General features: G+C 70.4%; 14 protein-coding genes. 11 read left to right on the top strand and 3 right to left on the bottom strand.

All coding sequences use genetic code 11. From position 1 onward, the window contains the following. Nucleotides 1–198: 198 nt before the first annotated feature. On the bottom strand, nt 199–1,236 hold the full coding sequence (locus K8638_RS30160; RefSeq protein ID WP_223758132.1) for an LLM class flavin-dependent oxidoreductase: 1,038 nt from the start codon (nt 1,234–1,236) through the stop codon (nt 199–201). Between the two features lie 205 nt (nt 1,237–1,441). On the opposite strand from K8638_RS30160, the gene K8638_RS30155 reads away from it, so the two are divergent. The 5 genes from K8638_RS30155 to K8638_RS30135 all read left to right on the top strand — a co-directional run bounded on the left by K8638_RS30155 (nt 1,442) and on the right by K8638_RS30135 (nt 8,440). After that, nucleotides 1,442–2,368 carry an NAD(P)/FAD-dependent oxidoreductase gene (locus K8638_RS30155; RefSeq protein WP_223758131.1) on the top strand — a complete coding sequence of 309 codons (927 nt, stop codon included), beginning with the start codon at nt 1,442–1,444 and terminating at the stop codon, nt 2,366–2,368. A 41-nt stretch (nt 2,369–2,409) separates the two neighbouring features. Further along, nucleotides 2,410–3,294 (top strand): AraC family transcriptional regulator, encoded by an 885-nt coding sequence (locus K8638_RS30150; protein ID WP_223758130.1) that lies wholly within the window; start codon nt 2,410–2,412, stop codon nt 3,292–3,294. Between the two features lie 226 nt (nt 3,295–3,520). Continuing rightward, a complete protein-coding gene (locus K8638_RS30145) occupies nt 3,521–4,948 on the top strand; it encodes a hypothetical protein (protein ID WP_223758129.1) in 1,428 nt (475 codons plus the stop codon). Then, entirely contained in the window at nt 4,938–7,103 is a 2,166-nt protein-coding gene (locus tag K8638_RS30140; RefSeq protein ID WP_223758128.1) for a hypothetical protein, read from the top strand. Before K8638_RS30145 ends, K8638_RS30140 begins: the two co-directional genes overlap by 11 nt. After that, the gene (locus K8638_RS30135) at nt 7,100–8,440 is read left to right on the top strand and encodes a hypothetical protein (protein ID WP_223758127.1); all 1,341 of its coding nucleotides are present in this window, start codon (nt 7,100–7,102) and stop codon (nt 8,438–8,440) included. Before K8638_RS30140 ends, K8638_RS30135 begins: the two co-directional genes overlap by 4 nt. Nucleotides 8,441–8,467: 27 nt before the next feature. On the opposite strand, the gene K8638_RS30130 is transcribed toward K8638_RS30135, so the two are convergent. Both K8638_RS30130 and K8638_RS30125 read right to left on the bottom strand, forming a co-directional pair. Continuing rightward, nucleotides 8,468–10,465: a serine/threonine-protein kinase gene (locus tag K8638_RS30130; protein WP_223758126.1), complete on the bottom strand. Its 1,998-nt coding sequence runs from the start codon at nt 10,463–10,465 to the stop codon at nt 8,468–8,470. Then, the gene (locus K8638_RS30125; RefSeq protein WP_223758125.1) at nt 10,462–11,439 is read right to left on the bottom strand and encodes a DUF2381 family protein; all 978 of its coding nucleotides are present in this window, start codon (nt 11,437–11,439) and stop codon (nt 10,462–10,464) included. Before K8638_RS30125 ends, K8638_RS30130 begins: the two co-directional genes overlap by 4 nt. 171 nt (nt 11,440–11,610) lie before the next feature. Here K8638_RS30125 and K8638_RS30120 point away from each other — a divergent pair, with 171 nt between their 5' ends. The 6 genes from K8638_RS30120 to K8638_RS30095 all read left to right on the top strand — a co-directional run bounded on the left by K8638_RS30120 (nt 11,611) and on the right by K8638_RS30095 (nt 17,056). Further along, a complete protein-coding gene (locus tag K8638_RS30120; RefSeq protein ID WP_223758124.1) occupies nt 11,611–12,162 on the top strand; it encodes a hypothetical protein in 552 nt (183 codons plus the stop codon). Then, nucleotides 12,152–12,796, top strand: a complete 645-nt coding sequence (locus tag K8638_RS30115) for a M48 family metallopeptidase (RefSeq protein ID WP_223758123.1) — start codon at nt 12,152–12,154, stop codon at nt 12,794–12,796. Before K8638_RS30120 ends, K8638_RS30115 begins: the two co-directional genes overlap by 11 nt. A gap of 220 nt (nt 12,797–13,016) precedes the next feature. Next, the gene (locus K8638_RS30110) at nt 13,017–14,027 is read left to right on the top strand and encodes a DUF2169 domain-containing protein (RefSeq protein WP_223758122.1); all 1,011 of its coding nucleotides are present in this window, start codon (nt 13,017–13,019) and stop codon (nt 14,025–14,027) included. After that, on the top strand, nt 14,024–15,073 hold the full coding sequence (locus K8638_RS30105) for a hypothetical protein (RefSeq protein ID WP_223758121.1): 1,050 nt from the start codon (nt 14,024–14,026) through the stop codon (nt 15,071–15,073). Before K8638_RS30110 ends, K8638_RS30105 begins: the two co-directional genes overlap by 4 nt. A 13-nt stretch (nt 15,074–15,086) precedes the next feature. Beyond that, on the top strand, nt 15,087–16,313 hold the full coding sequence (locus K8638_RS30100; RefSeq protein ID WP_223758120.1) for a DUF4150 domain-containing protein: 1,227 nt from the start codon (nt 15,087–15,089) through the stop codon (nt 16,311–16,313). Then, nucleotides 16,289–17,056, top strand: coding sequence for an SMI1/KNR4 family protein (locus K8638_RS30095; protein ID WP_223758119.1), 768 nt, complete (start codon nt 16,289–16,291; stop codon nt 17,054–17,056). The genes K8638_RS30100 and K8638_RS30095 overlap by 25 nt, the downstream gene beginning before the upstream one ends. Nucleotides 17,057–17,172: the final 116 nt, after the last annotated feature.

Below are 17,172 nucleotides of genomic sequence, written 5' to 3'. Positions count from 1 at the left end.
CCGCGGGGAGGCGGCGGTCGAAACGGCCTCGGCCCGCGATGAGGGCTCGCGGGCCTTCACGAGAGCGTGCTGCGGGGCGTCATGGCGGTGTCTGGCTTTACCCTATGAACAGCCGGGGACCCAGGGCGCCGCCTCGCCGCGTTTGGTTGTCCGCCCCGGCCAGTGTTGCCGGGGCGTGACAGCTCGGGGACTGCTTGCTCAGCGAGTGGCTTCCGTCGTAGCGGGCCGCTGGAAAGCGCCTTCCATGGCCATGGCGTCGTGGACCTGGGAGGTGATTTCGAACGAGCGCAGGCGCGCCGCGTGGTCGTAGACGTGGGCCGTCACCATCAATTCGTCCGCGCCGGTGCGCGCGATGATGGACTCCAGCTCGCGGCGCACCGTCGCCGGTGAGCCGATGGCGTAGCACGACATGGTGTGCTCGACGGAGAGGCGCTCATGCTCCGACCAGTGCCCGTCCATGCTGTCCACGGGCGGCTGGAGCTGGCCGGGCGTGCCCCGCTGCAGGTTGAGGAACTGAATCTGGAGCGAGGTGGCCAGGCGCCGCGCCTCCGCGTCCGTGTCCGCCGCGATGACGCCAATGCCGAGCATGGCGTACGGCCGCTGGAGCGACTCGGACGGCTTGAAGTTGCTCCGGTAGAGCTGCAGCGCCTGCATCATGTGGCCGGGCGCGAAGTGCGAGGCGAAGGCGAACGGCAGGCCGAGCATCGCCGCGAGCTGGGCGCTGAAGAGGCTGGAGCCCAGCAGCCAGAGGGGGACCTTGAGCCCCGCGCCGGGCACGGCGCGGATGGCCTGATGCGGCGTCGCGGGCTCGAAGTAGCCTTGCAGCTCCAGCACGTCCTGCGGGAAGGACTCCGAGCTGCTCGCGAGGTCCCTGCGCAGGGCGCGGGCGGTGCGAGGGTCCGTGCCGGGCGCGCGTCCCAGGCCCAGGTCGATGCGGCCGGGGAAGAGGGCCTCCAGCGTGCCGAACTGCTCGGCGATGACCAGCGGCGCGTGGTTGGGCAGCATGATGCCGCCCGCGCCCACGCGGATGGTCGAGGTGCCCCCGGCGACGTGGCAGATGACCACCGACGTCGCCGCGCTGGCGATGCCGGTCATGTTGTGGTGCTCGGCGAGCCAGTAGCGCTTGTAGCCCCACCGCTCCGCGTGCCGCGCCAGGTCCAGGGTGTTGCGCAGGGCCCGCGAGGCGTCACTGCCCTGGGTGATGGGGGAGAGGTCGAGGACGGAAAAGGGAATCATGTCCGTTACCTTTCAGAGGAACCGGCTCTCTAACACCTCGGGGGCTTGCATGCTGGGCAATGTCTGGCCGCACCCTCCGGTTCCGAGCGTCCGGCGGCGCCTGGCCGCCCCCTCCCCGAGGCCAACGGGAGGACCGGAGGATGCGCCGATTTCGCGCGAAGCCGCGCCCTCCCGGGCTGGGGGCCTCGCGTCTAGCAATTCCCCCATGGAATCCAAGACGACGAAGGACGTGGTGGTGGTGGGAGGTGGGCCGGCGGGGTTGAACGCGGCGCTCAACCTGGGACGCGGGCGCAAGAAGGTGCTGCTCTGCGACGCGGGCCCGCCCCGGAACGCGGCGGCGGTGGAGATGCACGGCTTCGCCACCCGGGATGGCACGCCGCCCCAGGAGTTCCGGCGCATCGGCCGGGAGCAGCTCCGCCCCTACGACGTCGAGGTGCGCGACGTGCGGGTGAGGAACATCCTCCGCGACGGCCCGGGCTTCCGCGTGGAGCTGGAAGGGGACGAGGTGGTGGAGGCGCGGCGGGTGCTGCTCGCGACGGGGATGGTGGACGTGCTGCCGGACCTGCCGGGCTACCGCGAGGTGTGGGGCAAGGCTCTCTTCCAGTGCCCGTATTGTCACGGCTGGGAGGTCAGGGACCGCGCCTGGGGTGTGCTCGCGACGAGCGAGGCGCTGGTCGACTTCGGCCTGTTCCTGACGGGCTGGTCCCGCGACATGGTGGTCTTCACGGCGGGGGCCGTCCCGGTGTCCGCCGACAAGCGCATCCAGCTCGAGCGGGCCGGAGCGCGGCTGGAGGAGCGGCGCATCCTCCGCCTCGTTCCCGGCTCGGGGGAGCACGCGCTGGAGGCGGTGGAGCTGGAGGGCGGGACGCGGGTGCGCAGGGACGTCCTCTTCGCCCGTCCGCCCCAGCGTCAGGTGCCCGTCGTGGAGCGGCTGGGGCTCGCGCTGGATGAGCAGGGCTACGTCCGGGTGAATGCGCAGGGAGAGACGTCCATCCCTGGCATCTACGCGGCGGGTGACCTCACGACGCCCCTTCAGGGCGCGGTCATCGCCGCCTCGGCGGGCGCCGTCGCGGCGGGCATGCTGAACCACGGGTTGAATCTGGAAGCCGCCGGGGCCGCGCACGCCAGGTGATGTGGGTTGAGCGCCACGGCGCCGCCGGTTACGAAGACGGCATGCCGCCCGAGCCGCATCCTCCGTGCCGAGAGACTCCTCCGCCATGGTCTCTTCAGGACTTCGAGCGGGGGCGGTTCCCCCTCTGGGCGGGGCGTATCCAGCGCAGGCATGGAGGAATCCGAGGAGGCTCCGCCGTCCACTCGTACGCCGTGGTGATGCTCATCACCGGGGGCGAGTCGAAGGTGCGGCACGCGGGCGAGCTGGTGCTGCGCGCCGGAGACGTCCACCTCATTCCCCCGGGAGATGCGCACAGGGGAGGGCCGGCGGACGCGGAGGGCTGGGCGCTCGCGTTCCATCCGGAGGTGCTGGGGGGAGGGGAGGGGGACGGTGCCTCCCGGCTCGGGCCGTTGCTCCGTGTGCGCCAGGGCTGTCATCCCGTGCTGCGGCCCACGCTGACGCAGCGGCGGCGCCTCACGCGGTGGCTGCGGCTGCTGGCGGAGGAGTCGGCGCGGAATGAGCGGGGCGGCGAGGAGGCCTGCATCGCGCTGCTGCGGCTGGTGCTCATCGAGCTGGAGCGCATGACGGCTCCCGCCGCCGTGAGCGAGCCTCCGCCGGTGAGCCTGAGCCGCAAGGCGCTCACGTACATCGAGGCGCACTGCCTGGAGCCACTGTCGCTCGCGAAGGTGGCGCGCGCGCTGGGGCGCTCTCCCGCGTACGTGGCGGGACTCGTGCGGCAGGAGACGGGCCGCACGGTGGGGGAGTGGATTCTGGAGTGCCGCATGGCGGAGGCCCGGCGCCGGCTGCGCGGCACGGACGAGCGCGTGGACATCATCGCCGAGCGCGTGGGCTACGCGGACGTGACGCACTTCATCCGGTTGTTCCGGCGCGTGCACGGTGTCACTCCGGCCGCGTGGAGGCGGAGGGTGACGGCCTCGGGGAGCTGAGGTTCCCTCGGTGCTTCGTGGCCCGTCACTCGCGTGGAGGCGCGGGGGGCCGGCGCCCTGGGGCTGAGGCACTCCTGGTGCTTCGTGGCCCGTCGGCCGCGTGCTGGCTCCGGCGGAAGGACTCCGGGAGTCGAGGCACCCACGCTCCCTCCGGCGCTCTGTCGGATGGGTCCGGGAAGCTCTGCCCCCACGGGTCCTGTCGCGACCCCATCCACGGGCGGTGAGCATGTCCATGTGTCGAGGTTGGGCTGTCGTGTTGCTGCTGTGGTTCGCGGGCGCGGGGTGGGCGGAGGCGTACGCGCGGGCGCTTGGAGCCGGTGAGGAGGACACTTCCATCGTCGGGGAACGCGCGGTGGCTTCGTCCGAGGCGCCAGCCGGCGACGCGCCGCCCGCGCCGTCCCCAGCCGCGTCCATCCGCCCGGGCACACGGTGGAGCTTCCTGACGCGCATGGAGGCGACGGTGCTGACGCTGCTGCCGCGACAGGGCGCGGGCGAGGCCGAGGGCTTCGTGCAGGTGGAGCCCATGGCGGTGGTCGACGGCGGAGAGACGTTTGGCCTCAACCTGGGCGCACCCGTGCGGCTGCGCGCGTGGGGGGGCGGGGAGGGGACTGGCCTCGTGCGTGAGGAGGACTGGGACAGTCTCTCGGACTGGGGACAACTGGTGCGCCTTCTCTCGCTGGGGCACGACGCGTCCCCGGTGGCGCTATGGGCGGGTTCCCTGGACTGCTACACGCTGCTGTCCGGGCACCTGGTGCGGCGCTACTCCAACCGGAGCAACCCCGACTACCACCCGGCGGGCGCGGTGCTCACCGCCACGGCGGGGCCGCTCTTCGTGGAGTCCTTCGTTTCCGACGTGCTGGGGGCGCGCCTCATGGGGGTGGGGGTCGAGTTGGACGTGCAACACGTCCTCTTCGGCCAGCCGGCGCGGCGCGGGCGCTACACGCTGGGGCTCTCCGCGGTGCTCGACTGGGGCCGGGCGGGTGGCGTCACGCGTGAGGTGACGCTGGCGCACGTGGATGGCACCGCGATGGTGCTGGCGCGTCGCGGCTTCGAGTTGCACCTGCTGGCCGGTGGTGGCGGGCGGCCGGGACGCCGTGGCGCATGGGGCGCGGTGGCCGGCGTGGGCGCGGATGCCGTGTCACCGACGCTGGACTTGCTGGCGAGACTGGAGGTGCGGCGCCAGCATGGCGGCTTCCGCCAGGGCTGGTTCGGGCCGGACTCCGAGCTGGCGCGCTTCCAGGTGGCGGGCACCTCGGGACTGCCGCTGGCGGACGCTTCCTTCCCGGAGGGGTACTCCGCCTTCGGAGAGCTGGTGGTGGGCTGGGACGCGGAGCACCTGGGCGACCTCGTGCAACGCCACCTGCGTCTCTCCCTGGGAGTGGAGGCCTTCACCTGGGGCCGTGTGGACGCGGACGGGCGGCTGGCGGTGCAGCTCTTCGGCCGCGACGTCGAGGCGGCCGTGAGGGGCCTGGCGGTGGGCCTGCGTCAGCCAGGGGCGCGCTACCTGGCTTCAGGCGAGGTGCGCTGGCGCTTCCTTGGAGGGCGGCTGTATGCCATGGGCCAGGGCGGCACGCTGCTGTACCCCACGGAGGAAGGGACGTTGCGCCCGGGGGCCTTCGCTTCGGTGGGGCTGGGGGTGGACAATGCGCGCTGAGCCGCTGCCTCGGTGGTGGGCGGGGCTGTTGCTGGGCCTTGCCCTCTTCGGTACGGGCTGTGCCTCGCTGGCGAGCCGGACGAGGACTTCCGGTGACGTGGCGTCCTTCCCGCGCCCGTCCACGGCGCCGGAGCTGAGGCTCGTCCCGGGTGGCACACCCGAGGACGCCGCATCCGTCGGTGCTTCCCCGGAGGCAGAGGAGGAGGGGCCGCTGCGCCGCCGCCGCGCGACGAAGCGCGAGCAGGGCTCGGCCGTGGCAGGTCCGCGTCCGGCCGAGGTTGCCCGTGAAGCGACTGTCCCTCGCGGAGGCGTGCCTCCAGGCGGGGCTACCGGGGAGGTGCTGACGCGCTTCCTGGAGTGCGCCTCACCCGCCGAGTTCGTTGCGTTGCAGCGCACGGTGGACATGCCACGGTGGGTGGAGTCCCTGAAGGACTGGGATGCCGTCCGCTTCGGTGCGCTGGGGCCCGTGAGCGCGGAGACCGCGGCGGTCCTCAACCGCAAGCGTGCCGCATTCATCGTCACCGCCACGGAGATGTACGGCCACGCGAGGGCCGAGGTGTTCGCCCTCTTCATCCTCCACTCCGCCTTCGACGACGAGCTGCGCGAGGTGCTCTGGCTCCTGGCGGGCGACAAGCAACTGGGCGAGACGCTGGGGAGGATGGGCTCCGTCCGCGAGGAGCTGGCGCGGCGGGGGCTGAGGCTCTCCGACTCCCCGGACCGGAGCGAGCGGGCGGGTGACGTGCTCCGGGGCCTGGGCCGCGCGGGCCGGGACGCGCTCTCCAGCGCCCTCGTGAGTGATGGGGCTCGCTACCTGGACTTCAGCGCGAAGCGAGGGCAGTTGCCGCCGCCGTACCAGGAGGCGCTCGACGCGGTGGAGAGGGCGCTGATGGAGCAGCACTTCTCCCCGGGGAGCATCGCGCTGGGGAGCTTCGACCACCTGACCTTCGGCGTGCCGCTGGGGTTCTTCCACCTGGCGGCTGGGACGGGGCAGGGGGCGTCGTCGTTCGTACAGGGGCGTTACGAGCAGGCCACGCGCGAGCTGGCACCCGCGGGGCTACTGGTGGCGCTGTATGCCGGAGGCCGGGGGGCTCGGCACCTGTCCGAGGCCGGTGTCGTGCGGCGGCTCCAGGTGCCGCCGTTGTCGCTGGAGGGACTGAAGCCGGTGGTGGACCGGCTGTCGGAGCGGCTGGGGGCCAACGCACTGGGCGAGGTGGCGCGATACATCCAGGCAAGCCGGGAGGCCGGCCTCCTCGTGGCGGAGTGGGGAGAGGTTGGCGCCGCCGCGCTCCACGAGGCGCGTGGCAACGTGCCGAGGGCGCAGGCGTACCTGTCGGAGGCGAAGCCGCCGCGCGCGGGGGCTGACGCGGCGCGGGCGGCGGGCGTGAAGCGCGGCGGCGGTGTGGCGGCCGAGGCGCTGGAGGCGGGGCTTCCTCCAGAGGTCCTGCGGGCGAAGCTGCTGCTGGCCGAACTGGAGGCCCCGGGTTCGCGGCTGCCCCGGGACGTGGAGGCGCTGAAACAGCTCGCTCCCCGGGTGGATGCGCCGCCACCCGGAGTGCCCGAGGGCACCGGGCTCTGGCGCGAGTACGTGGCGTACCGCGAGGCGAGGCTGGGCGAAATCATCGAGGGCCGGCCCGCCCAGGGGCCCCTCCGGTGGGAGGGCTACCAGGTCATGCGCGGGCTGTTCGCCCGGGGGGGGATGTTCGAGTGGAGGATGGTGTCCCTGTTGAGGGAGGACGCGGCCCTGCCGAGAGCCCAGCGCCGGTGGCTCGGGGACTTCATCGAGCCCCGCATCGAGACGCACGTGGGCGTGGCGAAGGCGGACCTGCGCTACGTGGACGTGCTCGTCATCGAGACGCGCCCGCCCGTGGGCGAGCCTCCTCGCGTGGAGACGTTCAGCTTCAAGAGCCGGGACCTTTCGAGGCTGGATGCGGAGGGCTTGAGTGCGCAGATGACGGCGGACGCGAGCGACGCCATGCGGTACTACGGTGGGGTTATGCGCATCCGCCGGCCCGGACTGCAGATGGAGGTGCGGGTCCAGCGGGTTCGCCTCGTCTACGAGGGGGGCAGGCTTCAGCCCAGGAGCCGTAGTGAGAAGGAGAGCGCCATGAACAGCGTCCGGACGGAGGTCAGGGGAGTGGAGGTCCAGTTCCAATGAGGTTGCTGACGCTGAGGGACTTGAACGTCGAGGACAGCCTGAGCCTCCACTTTGACGGAGCCTTCGACCAGCAGGCCGGGCTGGAGCACGAACTGGAGCCCTTCCTCCAAGCCCTTGAGGAGTATGCGGGCGAGTGGATGCCGACCCTCGTCAAGGGGACGCGGCGGCGCAACTACTCCCGCGAGGCTGTTTGGAAGGCGCTGGCGGAGAGACGTAACGAATACAACTCAATCATTGGACTGCATCGTCCGAGTTCTCCCGCCGTGTCGTTGACGCTCCATCTCGGACGCACGCCCCATTGGCCCGTGTTGGGCATCAGCCTCCATGTTCAGCCGCTCTCCTTCTTCTCGGATGCGGAGCGCTGCCGGAGGTTCGTGGACATGGTCCGCGCTTGGACGTCCCGGTACCCGGTTCCCCATGCCTCGGCTCACAGCGCCGCGGATGAGGAGTTGGCGGGTGCTCCCTACTTCGGTCGCGATGTCGAAGTCTCGCGGAGGGACGGATTCGACAAGGTGTACGAAGTCTTCTGGCTGAACGTCTTCAGCCCGAAGCTGGTGGAGACGGTGGGCCGCGAGCGCATGATGTCCACGCCCGCGCACCGCGTGGAGGCATTGCCCGACGGCTCCATCCTCCTGGTGACGTGGCCCACCGCGGCGGACTTCGCCAGCGAAGAGGCGCGGGTGGCGCAGGCCCGAGCGCTCATCCACCTGCGGCCGGAGCTGGACTTCGACACCGTGCTGCGCACCCTGCGCGAGCGCAGTGCCACGCTGGCGCCGGTGGAGCCCCGGTTCCACCCGGACGTGGCGCCGCTGCTGTCGCGCGTGTTGGACGAGTTCGCCATCAGCGAGCGGCAGCGGAAGATCGCCGAGTTCAACACGTACCAGCCCCCCGAGCCGGAGGAGTGGCTCCCGGCGCCGTTGCCCTCGGACGTGGAGGACGCGGAGAAGGCGCGAGGACACTACTCGTACCTGGCCGAGTTGCTCGTGGCGCTGCTGCACACGGACGTGCCGTCGGTCTTCAAGGCGACGCCCGAGTCGCTGACGGACGTGGACGCCCACTTCTGGCACCAGGACTTCCCTGAGTCCTTCGAGCGGTGGAAGGTGGACGAGCACGCGGTACCAGCGGTGGGGGCGTACCTGGGGGAGGTGTTGGTGAGGAACCTGGGAGGGGAGTGGATACCGCGCAAGAAGCTGGAGGAGGCGCAGGTACGGGTGGGCAACCGGGTATGGCTGCCATTCGTCCGGGCGCACCGCTACATGCGCTCCACGCAGTCGCTGGTGGACTACTCGCTCACCCAGCTCTACCGCGTCGCCGCGCGCTACCGCTCGCCAGGGTGAGTCACACTCCAGTCCAGGTCCTCGGCTTCAGGGGAAGAAGTCCACCACCGTGAAGAAATTGGCGCGTCCGATGGCGGCGGCCTCCGGTGTGGACTCGACATACTTGGTGCAGCCGTCGAGGTCGCAAAGCACGAGGCAGACGGGGAAGCGCCGCCCGTCGGGCAGCTCCAGCGCCGTGTAGCGGCCGATGACCGTCTCCCCCTTCGTCCACAGCCGCCCCTCGATGAGCGTGCCGTCCGGGAGCGAGGTGCTGTCGAAGACGCGGCTGACGATTTCGCCGTCGCGCACGAAGAGCGGCTCATTGGCATAACCCGGCTTGTCCGCGCGCACGTAGATGTCGACCTGCCGCCCCGGGTTCAGGCGGAGCTTTCGCATGGCCTCGAGCGCGCCGTCAGGGCAGGGGGCGCCGGGCGTGGGGCGCACCTGGGGGCCGGAGCAGGCCAGGGTGGCCGCGGCGCCGCAGGCCACCGCGCCGCGCTTGAGGGTGGAGACGAGGCCCGTCGCGGGGGAATGAGGGGCTGAAGGAGTGGGCATGGATGGCTCCTGGTGCGGGGGTGGAGGAGAAGCAAGGGCCGCCCCGGCGTCGGCAGAATGGGGGAGCCCGATTGCGGGCGCTACTTTGGGGCCCACCACTTCCTCTGCTCCGGAAGCGGTCGGGGGCCGGGTTCGCTTCAAGGCGAGCGCGCCCGCCAGCCCCACCACGGTCAGCATCGCCGCGACTTCCACCCAGCGCCGGGCTCGATGGCCTGGCTGGGTGGGGACCGGTCCCGGCGCCATCGGCTTCGCCTGCCGGGTCGCCTCGGACGGCGCGAGTCTCTCTTCGGGAGCCGGTATGGGCACCGCCGCCACCTGGAGGGCCTCGGCGGGGCCCCGTGCCTCGGCGGGCGGCTCCGCGCTGTCCGCTGCTGGCGCTACCAGGGCTTGCGGGTGGCGCCGCCGCAGCCAGCGCTCGGCGGCCTTGTTGGCCAGCACGTCGGGCCGCTGCATCCTGTCGCGCAGCAGGGCGGCCTCATGGCCGGGCGCCATGGGCCCCCACGCGCCTTCCCCGGTGGTGGTGCGCGAGTGGCTGCCGGGGCCGGCGTACCACTCGAAGAGGGGGACGTCCCACGCCCCGCCCGCGGCCTCCAGCAGCTCGCGCACCTCGGCAGCCAGCGCGGCCAGGGGCGCTGGGCGCGCCTCGGGGCGGAAGGCCAGCAACCGCATGACGAGCGCCGCCAGTGGCTCCGGCACGCGCGGGTTGAGGAGGGCCAGTGGTTGGGGGGCCAGCAACCCCGACTCTTCCTCCGCGTCCTCCTCGCCCCAGCCCAGTTGCTGCGGCGGGTACTCGTCGGCCAGCAGCCGGTAGAAGGTGACACCCACCGCGTAGGCTTCATCCGCCACCGTGTACGGGTAACGCCCGCCTCCGCCCCGCAGCGCGCGCGTGCGCCAGGCCATGACTTGAGGGCTGTAGTAGATCGGCGTGCCCGGGGGCATGCGCGTGGTGCAGGTGAGGGCGGCGGCCTCCGGGTACACGCCCGCCCCCCAGTCCAGCACCACCACGCGTCCGTCCGGGCGGACCACCACGTTGCTTCCCTTGAAGTCGCGGTGCAGCACGCCCAGGGCGTGTGCGGCCGCCAGCGCCTCGGCCACCTGCGAGAGCAGCCCGGCCATCTGTCGCGCGGTGGGATTGCGCAGCTGGGCCCAGCGGTACAGCTCCTCGCCGTGCACGTACTCCAGCACCAGGTACGGGTAGCCCGCCGCCTCCGCCTCCCACCGTCCCGCTTCCACCAACCGCGCCACGCCCGGGTGCCGCACCCGTCGCAGCGCCTCCTCCTCCCGGCCGAAGCCCGCGTCCTCCGGTGTCCGTGCCAGCTTCAGCGCGTACAGGGGGGCGGTGGGCGCGTCCACCTCCCTCACCGCGTACACCGTGCCGAAGCCGCCATGGCCCACCTGACTCTCCACCCGCCAGCGCCCGACCTGGGTCCCCTCCGGCAGCGCCAGCGGTGAGAGCACCCGAGCCCCAGCGCCTCGCCTCGCCCCCTTCATGGGCGGCCCTCCTTCCGGCCACGCGGTGCATGGGGGACGTCCACCACCGGCGGCCGCAACTCCAGTCGCTCCCATTTCAGGCCCCGGCCATCTGCGTCCACCACCTCCAGCCGCACTGCGGAAGCGGGGGCTTCGGAGGGTTCTTCCCATTGCACCGCCACCCGCGCGCTCTCGCCGGGCGCCAGCCGCTCCGGCTCCATGACCACGGGCAGTAGCCGCGCCTCCTCCAGTGGCTCGCCCCGTGTGTCCAACCGCACCAGTCGCGCGGGGCCCGCGACCCACGGCGCACCGCTGGAACGGTTCTCCATTCGCATTCCCACCATGACGGTGTCACCCGTGCGGAAGAGGGTGACCCTCTTCGCTGGCATGACTCCCTGCTCCGAGGCCCTCTCGTCGAGCCGGTGGGCCTGGACGCCGTTCTCCGGGTCCATCTCCCCGGAGACGAAGAGGCCGGCCAGCCCCGCGCGGGCACAGCGGGCGCGCAGGGGCGCCAGCCCGGCCTCCGTCGCGGCGCAGCGCCCGCGCAGCTCCGTCAACTCCGCGAGCAACCGGATCTCGGGCTTCTCCCCGTGCCGCACCTCCACCTGCGTGTCCACCTCGTCCGGGTGTGACGTGAGCACGAACTCCACCTGCCGCGCCGACGGACCGCCAGCGAAGCGCACGGTGAGTCTTGGCGCCGTGTTCGCTGGCAGCTCCGCCGCTGGTTTGAGCACGAGTGAGCGCTCGTTCACCTCAATCCGGTTGAAGAGACGGGAGAGGGCGTCGGTGTCCACCGACTCGCGGACCACGGGCGCGTCGAACATGACCAGGGTCGCCGCGTCCGGCGCCACCCGCAGCACCTGGGCGGGCGGCGCCTCGTCGCCCTTGAGCACGATGACCCGCGTCTTCTGCCTCCTGGCCTCCCGTGGTTGCTCCTGGACCGCCATTCCCACGAGCACCACCAGTACCGAGGCCAATGAAGAGAGTAGGGACATCCAGTGACTACCTCCTGTGTTGGACGCTACCAGACGCGGGTGATACGAGGGAGGCGCCGGAACGAGCGTTCCGGCGGTTCCTTCCGGTGGCTTCCGCCCGGCCCGCTTCACTCCTGAACGGACCTGCTCGAGCCCGGGGAGACGGGACCTTGAAGGGCGCCGTGAGCCGGAATGAGCGCGTGGAGGTGGGTTTCGTTCGACGACCTGTCGCTGATTCAGCTCATCGTGGAGCGGGGCGCCGACGCGGTGAAGGCGCTGCCCGAGGCCCTCCGGAGGAAGGAGCAGGCCGCCGCGGAGACCATCGAGAACAACGTCCGGCGGCTCATCGTCGACGAGTCGCCCATCAACCCGAAGTACTACGAGCGCATGTCCGAGCTGCTCGACGCGCTCATCGAGCAGCGGAAGCAGGATGCGCTCGGCTACCAGGAGTATCTGGAGAAGATTGTCGAGCTCACCCGCCCGGCGAAGCAGGGCCCGAAGACGGGCGACTATCCGAGGTCGCTGAACACGCCCGCCCTTCGCGCGCTCCACGACAACCTGGGGAGGGACGAGGCGCTGGCCCTGAAGGTCGACGCCGCGGTCCGCGCGAGCATGATGGACGGGTGGCGCGAGAACAGGATGAAGACGCGCCGGGTCCGCCATGCTATTGGCGCCGCCCTCGGCGAGGACGAGGCCCTCGTCGAGCGGACCCTGGAGCTGGTGAAGAACCAGAATGACTACTGAGGCTCACGTCCTCACGGTGGGCGGCCTGCGCGTGGCCGTCGTCCGGAAGGCCATCAAGAACCTCCATCTCGGCGTGTATCCGCCCGACGGTCGGGTCCGGGTGGCGGCGCCGCTCGTGGTGTCCGACGCGGCGGTGCGGGTCGCCGTCATCGGCAAGCTGCGGTGGATTCGGCGGCAGCAGGCGGCCTTCGAGCGCCAGGAGCGCGAGTCCGAGCGGGAGCTGGTCAGCGGCGAGAGCCACTACTTCCTCGGCCGGCGCTACCGCCTGGACGTCGTGGAGTCCGAAGGGCCGGGGCGCGTCGTGGTGCGCAACTCGCGGACGCTCGCGCTGCACACGCGGCCCGGATGGGACACCCGGCAGCGCGAGGCGCTGTTGCAGCGCTGGTACCGGGTGCGCCTTCGCGAGCTCGTCCCGCCGCTCATCGAGAAGTGGCAGGCGGCGCTGGGAGTGGAGGTGGCAGGGTGGGGCATCAAGAAGATGAAGACCCGGTGGGGCTCGTGCAACGCCGCCGCCCGCCGCATCTGGCTCAACCTGGAGCTGGCGAAGAAGCCGCCGGAGTGTCTCGAGTACCTGGTCGTTCACGAGCTGATGCACCTGCTCGTGCGCAGCATGACGAGCGCTTCATCGCGCTGATGGACCGGCACCTGCCCAGGTGGAGGATGGCGCGGCGGACGTTGAACGCGGCGCCGCTGGCGCATGAGACCTGGGAGTATTGACGCGTAGGGGGGCTGCCGGGGGCTACGCCTCGCGGCAGGAAGAGAGAGTGTTGCAGTGAACGTGACGGCTTCTTCTCTTGACTGGGGCGCGAGCGCATGGATTGACGCGTCTGTCTGGAGTTCCCTACGCTGACACGATGTGGGTCTTGAATAACCAGACGCCCTACGCCGCGGAGCGGAACTGGACTCGAGACAAACACGGCGTGCATTGGTGGCTCGTCGCCGTCAAGGCGACCTTCAACATCGCACCCGGTGGGCGGCTCCGGCTGGCGGATGAGCAACCGCCCCCCGTGCTCGCACCCGAATACCTTGGCGAGCCAGGCAGGTCGAGCTTGCGCTACGACTCGGAGCTCCTCGCGGCGAAGCCTCACACGGACATCCTGGTCCACGCGCACGCACATGCGCCCGGCGGGAGGCCGGCCCCGACGGTGCCCGTCGCACTCCGGGTGGACCGGCTCCACAAGGAGCTGCTCGTCCACGGAGACCGCACCTACGAGCGGGGGCTGCTCGGCGTGGCGCCAACCCGGCCACAGCCCTTCACCACGCGCCCCATTCGCTACGAAGCCGCATTCGGCGGGAGCGACCTGTCCGACCCCGACCCCCGGCGGCACGGCATGGATGAGCGGAACCCCATCGGGCGGGGCTTCGCACGTCGAGCGGCTCACCTGGTGGGACGCCCGGCCCACACCATCGAGTATCCCCGTGGCGCTCCAGCGGAGACGGGGCCCGCGGGATTCGGACCGATTGATGCTTCGTGGATGCCGCGGCGCAAGCTTGCGGGGACGTACGACGCACGGTGGGAGCAATCGAAGAAGCCGCTGTTGCCGGATGACCACGACCCCGCCTTCGCGCTGAGTGCCCCCACGGACCAGCGGACCGAGAGGCCTCTCGTCGGCGGAGAGCGTGTCGAGTTGCTGAACATGACCCCCGACGGCGTCCTGCGCTTCGAGCTGCCGCGCATCTCACTGGGCTTCACCACCCGCATCCTCACGCGGCGTGAGCAGCATGGCGCACGTTTGGTGACGGTGCTTCTGGAGCCAGAGGAGCGGCGCCTGTCGCTGGTGTGGCAGAGCGTGTTGCGCGTTCCAGCGCCGGAGGCGGACTATCTCGATGAAACGGAAGTCATCGAGCAGGGGAGCGCGGCATGAACACCGAGGTCGAGGTGGTGGCTGTCGGTGCGCGGACGCCTGTCGGGTTCACCGCCGCGAGCAGCGCGGCGGCCGTGCGCGCTGGCATCTGCCGCTACGCCGAGTATCCGTTCATCGACCTGCGCGGCGAGCGGGTCGTGGTCGCCGCCGACGCACTGCTGGAGACCCGGCTCGAGGGGCGGGACCGCGTCCTGCCCATGGCGGAGAGCGTGCTCGATGAGCTGGAGGCAAGGCTGGGAGAGGAGATTCTGTATGGAGGCAGGCTCACCGTGCTGCTCGCGCTTCCGGAAGCCCGCCCGGGGTTCTCCGAGAATGACGCGGCCTGGGTCGTCCAGTCCGTGGAGGCGCGCTTCCGGGGGAAGACGTCCAAGGTGAGCGTCGAGCTTGCCGGGCGCGGGAATGCCGGAGCACTTCGGGCGGTCGAGCAGGTGATGAAGGCGTGCACCGAAGGCCGGGACCACCTGTTCCTGGTGGTGGGGGCGGAGAGCTACCACCACTCGGAGACCTTCGTGTGGTTGGAGCGTGGCCGCCGGTTCGCGCAGCCGGGAGTTCGCAGCGGATTCACTCCCGGCGAGGGCGCGGGTGGGCTCGCGCTGATGAGCGCGGGGCTGCGCCGCCGCCTGGGCCTTCCCCAGCTCGCCCTCGTTCGCGGGGCGTGCACGGCACAGGAGGAGCGCCTGCGCGAGAGTGAGACGGGCTCCTTCGGCGTCGCAATGACTCAGGCCGTGCGGGGGGCCGTCGCGGGGCTCGACCTCGCGCGGGAGGGCGTGGACACGGTGTACACGGACATCAATGGCGAGCGCTACCGAAGCGAGGAGTGGGGCTTCGTCGCGTTGCGAGCGCCGAAGGTATGGAAGTCAGCCGGGTACAAGGCCCCGAGCGACTGCTGGGGCGACATGGGCGCCGCGTTCGGGGCGCTCGGGGGCGTGCTGGCGGTCCAGTCGTTCGCTCGGAGGTATGCGCGAGGCCCGCGAGCGCTGGTGATGGCGGGCTCTGATTCCGGGCTGCGGGGGGCGATGCTCCTGCAGGCTCCGCAGGTTCCATGAGGGGGAGGTCCCAATGGCGAAAGTGTCAGTGAATGCTCCCAAGACTCCGGTGACCGAAGGAAGCAACGGGGTGGCCGCGGCGACGCTGCCCAACGTCTGCAAGATGCCAGGGCCGCCGGCGCCGTTCGTGCCGACGCCGCTGCCCAACATCGGCAAGAGCGGAACAGACCCGAAGAACTACTCCAAGAGCGTGACGATTGAGGGAAAGAAGGTGGCCATCCGGGGGGCCACTTTCGGCTCCATGGGGGACGTGGCGAGCAAGGGAACCGGGGGCGGGATTGTCTCCTCCAACGTGGAGGGCCCGACGAGCTTCGTGGGCCCCGGGTCCATGGACGTGAAGATTGAGGGGAAGAACGTCCAGTTGCTCGGTGACCCGATGCTCAACAACTGCGGCCCGGGCGGCAGTCCGGCCAACGCGGCGACGCTGATGGGGGTGATTCAGGTCCCCGGCTGGAAGATAGCGGCCGTCACGGGAGAGAAGGAGTGCCCTCTCTGCGACGAAAAGCATCAATCCGATGGCGCGCTGGAAGAGACGGACGCGACGAGGGAGGACGCCAAGACGTTGGCGAAGGCGCTCACCAGGAACAACCAGGGCCCCGACCCGAGCCGGAAGTTCCCCTCACCGAGAGCCGACACAGGAAGAATGCTTGGCGTGGTCCGGTGTGCGTGCGACCAGCGGTATGCGGACCACTCGAGCAGGACGGAGCGGGTGTTCCGCGAGCTCGTCAAGGATGAACTCGGATGGCACGCCCCCGCGGATGGTGGTCTCGACATTTCGTTTGTCCGCAGGAATCCAGACACGGGACAGAACGAGAACGTCAAAATCAAGAGGGTCAGAGCCTTCACCGAGAAGCTCTGCGAAAAGCAGGGGCAGGACCCAGTTCGTGTGGATGAAGCATGGAATCTTGCCAATCGTCTCCATGACAGGTGGCGTGACGACCCCACACGACCCGCCCACTACCCGCCAGGAAGCTGTGCTGGTCCCAAGGCACTCGTGCTCGCCCTGGATGACGGGGCCTACGTCATCGGCCTGACCGAGCGATGGTTCCACAGCGCCAGGCAGCGGACCGAAGGACAAGTCGAATACCTCCGTAGCGACCGGAGTGGAGTGAATATGAGTTCCTTTGGTCATGGGGAGAGCGTCCCGCCGTGCGGGTCCTGCAACATCATTCTGCCCCTGATGCTTTGCACCAAAGGCAAGAACAGGGGGGAGACATGTCAGCACAAGAGCAAGAGGTAGAGGCCGCCATGGAGGCGTTTCTCCTGCGAGTCGTGCCTGGGCTTGCGGAGCAGTGGAAGGGCGCCACGCCCGACGCCGTCGCTCGAATCGAGCAGATTGCAGGTCGTCCCTTACCTTCATTCTATCGCTGGTTCCTCAGCCGCATGGGCCAGAGCATGGGGGCGTTGGCCTACCCCACTCTCGACTTTTCGGCGCAGCGCGTGCTCGACTGCTATGCCAAGGGCTGGGTCGAGCCCCATCCCCGCCTTCTGATGATTGCGCATGACTCCAGGAAGATGATGCCCATGCCTCACTTCTACGACCTCGACGCGCCGGCACGCGGCGACGCGCTGGTGGCCTCGAAGGAGGAGGGCGCCGACGAGGATGACCTCTACGAGCACTATGAGACTTTGCGCGAAATGCTGGCGTGTAGCGCTCTCTCCAGATTCCGGCTCAATAAGGAGCCACAGACGTGCATTGGCACCTTCTCTGGGGACCATCCCAACCTCCTCGCCCTCATCGAACCGGTGATGAGCCGCCTGGGTTTCAAGCAGCCGATTCCCACCGGGCCTTACTGCGGCCTCTTTGAACGCGACGACGCAGCGATGGTTTGCACGGGAATGCCGAGGCACGGAGCCGACAGAGCACGAGCCTTCGAACTCGGAGGCACCACCGCTGGAGTCCTCAGAAAGGTCCTGGGTGAAATCGCAGCGGCGACCTCGCTGAGGCTCCGAGTCGACGAGTGGGTTCCAGCGCTCACATGATGCATTGGTACCAGTGACTTTGGCCACGGAGAGCGCCCCGCCCTGGCTTTCTCCAACATCATCCAAGCGTGGTGCGCGTCGAAAACGGGTCAGCCCCAGGGTGCCGCCCGCGCCCC

The sequence above is a fragment of the Myxococcus sp. RHSTA-1-4 genome (genome assembly GCF_020037125.1).
GTDB lineage: Bacteria > Myxococcota > Myxococcia > Myxococcales > Myxococcaceae > Myxococcus.
The sequence above is the reverse complement of the archived record's forward strand: the minus strand, read 5'-3'. Positions and strand labels throughout refer to the sequence as shown.

Coding starts and splice junctions, on each gene's coding strand:
- K8638_RS30160 (WP_223758132.1), bottom strand. CDS start 1,236: ATGATTCCCTTTTCCGTCCTCGACCTCTCCCCCATCACCCAGGGCAGT.
- K8638_RS30155 (WP_223758131.1), top strand. CDS start 1,442: ATGGAATCCAAGACGACGAAGGACGTGGTGGTGGTGGGAGGTGGGCCG.
- K8638_RS30150 (WP_223758130.1), top strand. CDS start 2,410: ATGCCGCCCGAGCCGCATCCTCCGTGCCGAGAGACTCCTCCGCCATGG.
- K8638_RS30145 (WP_223758129.1), top strand. CDS start 3,521: ATGTCCATGTGTCGAGGTTGGGCTGTCGTGTTGCTGCTGTGGTTCGCG.
- K8638_RS30140 (WP_223758128.1), top strand. CDS start 4,938: ATGCGCGCTGAGCCGCTGCCTCGGTGGTGGGCGGGGCTGTTGCTGGGC.
- K8638_RS30135 (WP_223758127.1), top strand. CDS start 7,100: ATGAGGTTGCTGACGCTGAGGGACTTGAACGTCGAGGACAGCCTGAGC.
- K8638_RS30130 (WP_223758126.1), bottom strand. CDS start 10,465: ATGAAGGGGGCGAGGCGAGGCGCTGGGGCTCGGGTGCTCTCACCGCTG.
- K8638_RS30125 (WP_223758125.1), bottom strand. CDS start 11,439: ATGTCCCTACTCTCTTCATTGGCCTCGGTACTGGTGGTGCTCGTGGGA.
- K8638_RS30120 (WP_223758124.1), top strand. CDS start 11,611: ATGAGCGCGTGGAGGTGGGTTTCGTTCGACGACCTGTCGCTGATTCAG.
- K8638_RS30115 (WP_223758123.1), top strand. CDS start 12,152: ATGACTACTGAGGCTCACGTCCTCACGGTGGGCGGCCTGCGCGTGGCC.
- K8638_RS30110 (WP_223758122.1), top strand. CDS start 13,017: ATGTGGGTCTTGAATAACCAGACGCCCTACGCCGCGGAGCGGAACTGG.
- K8638_RS30105 (WP_223758121.1), top strand. CDS start 14,024: ATGAACACCGAGGTCGAGGTGGTGGCTGTCGGTGCGCGGACGCCTGTC.
- K8638_RS30100 (WP_223758120.1), top strand. CDS start 15,087: ATGGCGAAAGTGTCAGTGAATGCTCCCAAGACTCCGGTGACCGAAGGA.
- K8638_RS30095 (WP_223758119.1), top strand. CDS start 16,289: ATGTCAGCACAAGAGCAAGAGGTAGAGGCCGCCATGGAGGCGTTTCTC.